The following is a 4,997-nucleotide window of genomic DNA, read 5'->3' as shown; positions in this document are numbered from 1 at the left end:
GGCTGACGCTGCGCAATGTCGTGACCGGCGAGGTGACGCGGCTCAAGGTCGATGGCGTGTTCGTGGCGATCGGCCATGCGCCGGCGGTCGAGCTGTTCGTCGGCAAGCTGAAGCAGAAGCCGAACGGCTATCTGTGGACAGCGCCGGACTCGACCCGCACCGACGTGCCCGGTGTGTTCGCCGCCGGCGACGTCACCGACGACATCTACCGGCAGGCGGTGACGGCGGCCGGACTCGGCTGCATGGCCGCGCTCGAGGCTGAAAAATATCTCGCCGGGATCGAGGTGCACCGCGAGGCGGCGGAATAACAAAACGGCTGAGAAAAGCCGTTTAAAAGCCTGATTTTTCATTCAGACGCCAGAAAACGATACGAGGGGAAACCATGGCGCTGGACTGGGACAAGCTTCGCGTGTTTCACGCTGCGGCGGAGGCTGGGTCGTTCACCCATGCCGCCGAGACGTTGCACCTGTCGCAGTCGGCGATCTCGCGTCAGGTCAGTGCGCTGGAGCATGATGTCGGCGTGGCGCTGTTCCACCGCCACGCGCGCGGCCTGGTGCTGACCGAGCAGGGCGAAATGCTGTTCCGCACGGCGCACGACGTGCTGATGAAGCTGGAGACGATCAAATCGCGGCTGACCGAGGCCAAGGATCGGCCGTCCGGCGTGCTGAGGGTGACGACCACGGTCGGTCTTGGTGCCGGCTGGCTGACCGAACGCGTGCAGGAATTCATCGAACTCTATCCCGAGATCAGCCTGCAGCTGATTCTCGCCAACGAAGAGCTCGACCTCACCATGCGCCAGGCCGACTGCGCCATCCGGCTGCGTCAGCCGCAGCAGCCGGATCTCATCCAGCGCCGCCTGTTCACCGTGCATTTCCATCTCTACGCGGCGCCCTCCTACATCAGCAGATACGGCAAACCGGCCTCGATCGCCGAGCTTCGGAACCATCGCATCGTCACCTTCGGCGTGCCGGTGCCGTCGCACCTGTCGGAGCTAAACTGGCTGGAGACGGTCGGCGATTTCGAAAATGGGCAAAGAGTGCCGACGCTGCAGATCAACGACATCCTGTCGATCAAGCGCGCGGTGCAGGGTGGCGCCGGCATCGCCATGCTGCCCGACTACGTGATCAACAAGGATTCGGGCCTGATCCAGCTCCTGCCGGAGACGGAGGTGCCGTCCTTCGATACCTATTTCGCCTATCCGGACGCGATGAAGAACCAGGCCAAGCTGCATGTCTTTCGCGATTTCATCATCGCCAAGGCGCGCAGCTGGTCCTTCTAGGGTGCGTCGAAATCCAGGCGAGACCGGCCTGACCTGAACCTCCGGTTTGTCGGATCACCCGCGCCATGGCGTCAGCCGCGGCAGCCAGCCGGGGACGGCGCGACGGTAGGCCTCGTACTCGGCGCCGTAGCGACGGGCGAGCGTCGGCTCTTCGTAGAGCCTGACGAACGAGACCATGGCGGCGCCGACCACGGCGCCGTAGGCGACGAGCGTCCAGCTCGAGAACAACAGCGCCTGGCCGAGGATGATCGACAGCACGGCGACGTACATCGGATTGCGCACGTAACGGTAGATGCCGCTGACAACCAGCCGTTCGGTCGGCGCCACCGGGGCCGGCGTGCCAAGGCCCTCGAGCGCGAAGCGGGTGAAGGCGTGCAGCAGCATGGCTGTCGCTCCCACAACCAGCACCCAGCCGACAGGAACGAAGGCCGGCACCGTCGACAGCGGCAGCTGGTAGCGGTTCGTCAAAAGAAAAGGCGCCAGCCCGGCAACGACGCCGGGGGCCACGACAAGGAACAGCGCGCTGCCGGCGATTGCTGAAAATGTACGCATCAGGCGCCCTTGCCGCAAAAATGGACTGGGGCTGCTCGAATCCACATCATTTGGCGGCGTTCGCATTTTCCGATTGGAAACGACCCTGATGAAGGTTTCGGCAGCGACTTTGACCCTGAGTCGCGCTCGATTCCACCGATTTTCCTGGTCCTATTGAGCCCGGTAGTGGGTTGGACCACAGCCTGCGCCTTTTTGCATGCGTGTGTTGCAAAATAGATGCTTGTTTCTTGGGCATGATGAGCACATATATAGATCATCTCCTGGGCGCGTTCTCCTCCCATTAGCGCCCTCGAGTGTTCCCCTCTGGAGGTTAGCCTCAACAGGCACTTCCAATCAAACTCAGCCGGATCTTTATTGATCCGGCTTTTTTGTTGCCCGCAGTCCACGGATGCGGCGGAAAATCGATCGGCACTGCCACGTAACAGTGACATGTAACCTCTGGTAACATGGCGAAGACGCACTCTATCGAATAAGCAGATCATAGGACGCGGTTTGGTCGGTCCGGGAGATGGGGGCATCACTCGGACGGACCGGGCTCAGGCGGCTACCGCGTCCGAACCATTTCCCGCTGCGGCGGACCTGCCGTTTGCCTCCCAGGAAGACGGTCCGCAATAAGAACGGCGTCCGGATAGTCCGGGCGCCGTTTGCGTGTCTGCCACAACAAGTCCCGTTCAGGCAGCCTTGCCGCTGGCGTTCATCGCTTCGTCGGCCAGCCGGCCGGTAAGCTCGGCCATGTGGTCAAAGGCTGCCCGATAGCTGGCGACGCCGGCGGTTGCCGAGCGCAACTCGATGATCAGATCGCCGATCTCGGCCTGCGGCATGGTCGCCTCGACGACATCCCATCCCGGCCAATCAGGCCGCGCGTCATAACCGAGGATCTGGCCGCGCCGCTGCGGGATCAACGCGATGATCTTCGATGTCGCGTCGGACGGTGTGACGATCTCGACCTTCATCACCGGCTCGAGCAGCACCGGCGAGCAGGCAGCCATGCCCTCCTTCATCGCCAGCTTGGCCGCCATCTGGAAGGCCATGTCGGAGGAGTCGACGGCATGGTACGAGCCGTCCGAGAGATTGACTGCGACATCGACCACGGGGAAGCCGAGCGGTCCCGATTTCAGATAGTCGCGTATGCCTGTCTCCACCGACTGAATGTAGGTCTTCGGCACCACGCCGCCGGTGATGGTGTCGGTGAACTGGAAGCCAGTGCCGCGCGGCAGAGGCTTGATCTCGATCACCACGTCGCCGAACTGGCCGTGGCCGCCGGACTGCTTCTTGTGGCGGCCGCGCTGCTGCGCCGGTTTGCGGATCGTCTCGCGATAGGGCACGGCCGGAGCGTGGCCCTCGACCGGGATCTGGTTCTTGCCCTCGAGCCGCTCGCGCACGACCCGCAGGTGCATTTCGCCATGTCCCGACAGCACAGTCTCGGCGGAGTCCTGGTTGTGGCGCAGGCTGAGCGAGGGATCCTCCTCGGCCAGGCGCTGGATGGCGGCCGACATCTTGACCTCGTCCTTGCGCTCCTTCGGCCGCAGCGCGAAGGCGAACACCGGCTGCGGTGGCTCCAGCGTGACCAGCGGCTTGCTGCCGCCCTTGACCGAACTCAGCGTCTGGCCGGTCTTGACGTTGTCGAGCTTGCCCAGCGCGACGGTGTCGCCGGTCTTGGCGGAGGCGAGCTTCAGCTGATCCTTGCCAAGCATCTTGTAGATGCCGGAGACCTTGGCGCTTTCGCCGTTCGAGAGGTAAAGCTCGGCCGCGTCGGCGAGCTGCCCGGACAGCACCCGCGAGACCGACAGCTTGCCGCCATGGGCGGTGTGGATGGTCTTCATCACCTGGACAACGGTCTGGTTGCCGTCGGGCGCGCCAAGGCGCTTGCGGGTCGCCTCGATGTCGGGCGCGTCATGGCGGATCGCCTTCAGGAGACGCAGCACGCCATTGCCCTTCTCGGCGGTGCCAATCAGCACCGGCGTCACCGCGCCGGCGCGAAGATCGGCGGCGAGATCGTCGAAGATGGCATCCTTCGGCGGTTCGATCTCCTCGAGCAGCTGCTCCATCAACTGGTCGTCATGGTCGGCGAGCGTCTCCAGCATGGAGAAGCGGGCTTCCAGCTCACGAGCCTTGTCGTCGCTTGGGATGTCAGCGACCTGGCTTTCGGCATATTCGCGGTAGATGTAGGCCCGCTCCAGCGCGAGATCGATCGAACCGATGACGACACCGTCCTTGCGCAGCGGAATCTGGCGCAGCAGCAGCGGCACCGAACTTGCCGGCTGCAGCATCTTCAGCGTGTCGCGCACTCCGGCGATCGCCTTGTCGACCTTGTTCAGGAACAGGATGCGCGGCACGCCAAGATCGTCGAGCTTGCGCATGATGAGCTGCAGCGCGGGGATCTTCTTCTCGTCGGCTTCGGCCACGACAACGGCGGCATCGCAGGCGGCAAGCACCGGTTCGGCCTCGAAGGCGAACTCGATCGAGCCGGGACAATCGACGAAGGTGAGCTGCTCGCCCATGAATTCCGTGGTGGCGAAGGTCGCCTCGACGCTCATGGCGTGGGCGCGGGCCTCGGCCGAATGATCGGAAACTGTGCTGCCTGATGAAACGGGATTCTGGCGGGGAATGGCGCCCGTCCGGGCGAGGATTGCTTCGAGAAGTGTCGTCTTACCGCTTGCGAAGGGACCGACTATGGCTATGCATTTCGGTCCCGTGCGTCGTCCTCCGGCGCGAGTACCCATGGCTGACCTCCACTCAGGCGTTTCCCTGTGAGCGGCGGCCGGCCTGTTCGGCCGTCGCGGGCGGGGCTTCTTTTCAATCGCCACCTGCCCAACGCCATCGTCCCACGGGTTCGCGGGGAGGGCAAGGAAAATAGGAAATTTTGCCGGCTTTGTGCCCTCAGGCGATCAGGGCCAGCGCTGCGGCATCGGCGGCGGGGAGAGCGCCGGCCTTTTGGCGCGGTGCCGGCCTGCCGAAGAAATAGCCCTGGAAGCGGTTGCAGCCGGCTGCCCTGGCGAGGGTGAACTCCTCTTCCGTCTCGACGCCTTCGGCGACGATGGTGACATGCTGGATGCGTGCGATCTGCGCCAGCGCCGAGACGAAGATCTGGGCCACCTGATCGTGGGCGAGGCTGCTGATATGGGATCGGTCGGTCTTGATACTGTCGATGGGCAAGGTCTTGAGA

General features: G+C 63.9%; 5 protein-coding genes. 2 read left to right on the top strand and 3 right to left on the bottom strand.

Annotated elements, in window-relative coordinates:
- Together EN742_RS24205 and EN742_RS24200 are read left to right on the top strand one after the other, a co-directional pair.
- Nucleotides 1-308, top strand: a 308-nt coding sequence (locus EN742_RS24205; protein WP_189375544.1) for an FAD-dependent oxidoreductase, incomplete at its 5' end; no start/stop codon positions are given.
- Nucleotides 309-382: 74 nt separating this feature from the next.
- Nucleotides 383-1,279 (top strand): LysR family transcriptional regulator, encoded by an 897-nt coding sequence (locus EN742_RS24200; protein WP_126058745.1) that lies wholly within the window; start codon nucleotides 383-385, stop codon nucleotides 1,277-1,279.
- 54 nt (nucleotides 1,280-1,333) lie between these two features.
- Here EN742_RS24200 and EN742_RS24195 read toward each other — a convergent pair whose 3' ends face one another.
- The 3 genes from EN742_RS24195 to EN742_RS24185 form a co-directional block, all read right to left on the bottom strand.
- Nucleotides 1,334-1,831, bottom strand: coding sequence for an isoprenylcysteine carboxylmethyltransferase family protein (locus EN742_RS24195; protein ID WP_126058746.1), 498 nt, complete (start codon nucleotides 1,829-1,831; stop codon nucleotides 1,334-1,336).
- Between the two features lie 671 nt (nucleotides 1,832-2,502).
- Nucleotides 2,503-4,554: an elongation factor G gene (locus EN742_RS24190; RefSeq protein WP_126058747.1), complete on the bottom strand. Its 2,052-nt coding sequence runs from the start codon at nucleotides 4,552-4,554 to the stop codon at nucleotides 2,503-2,505.
- A gap of 157 nt (nucleotides 4,555-4,711) precedes the next feature.
- On the bottom strand, nucleotides 4,712-4,997 hold a 286-nt coding region (locus tag EN742_RS24185; protein ID WP_148670223.1), incomplete at its 5' end, for an EAL domain-containing protein.

Source organism: Mesorhizobium sp. M4A.F.Ca.ET.020.02.1.1 (assembly GCF_004022645.1).
GTDB lineage: Bacteria > Pseudomonadota > Alphaproteobacteria > Rhizobiales > Rhizobiaceae > Mesorhizobium.
This window is presented reverse-complemented; position numbering and strand designations above follow the sequence as displayed.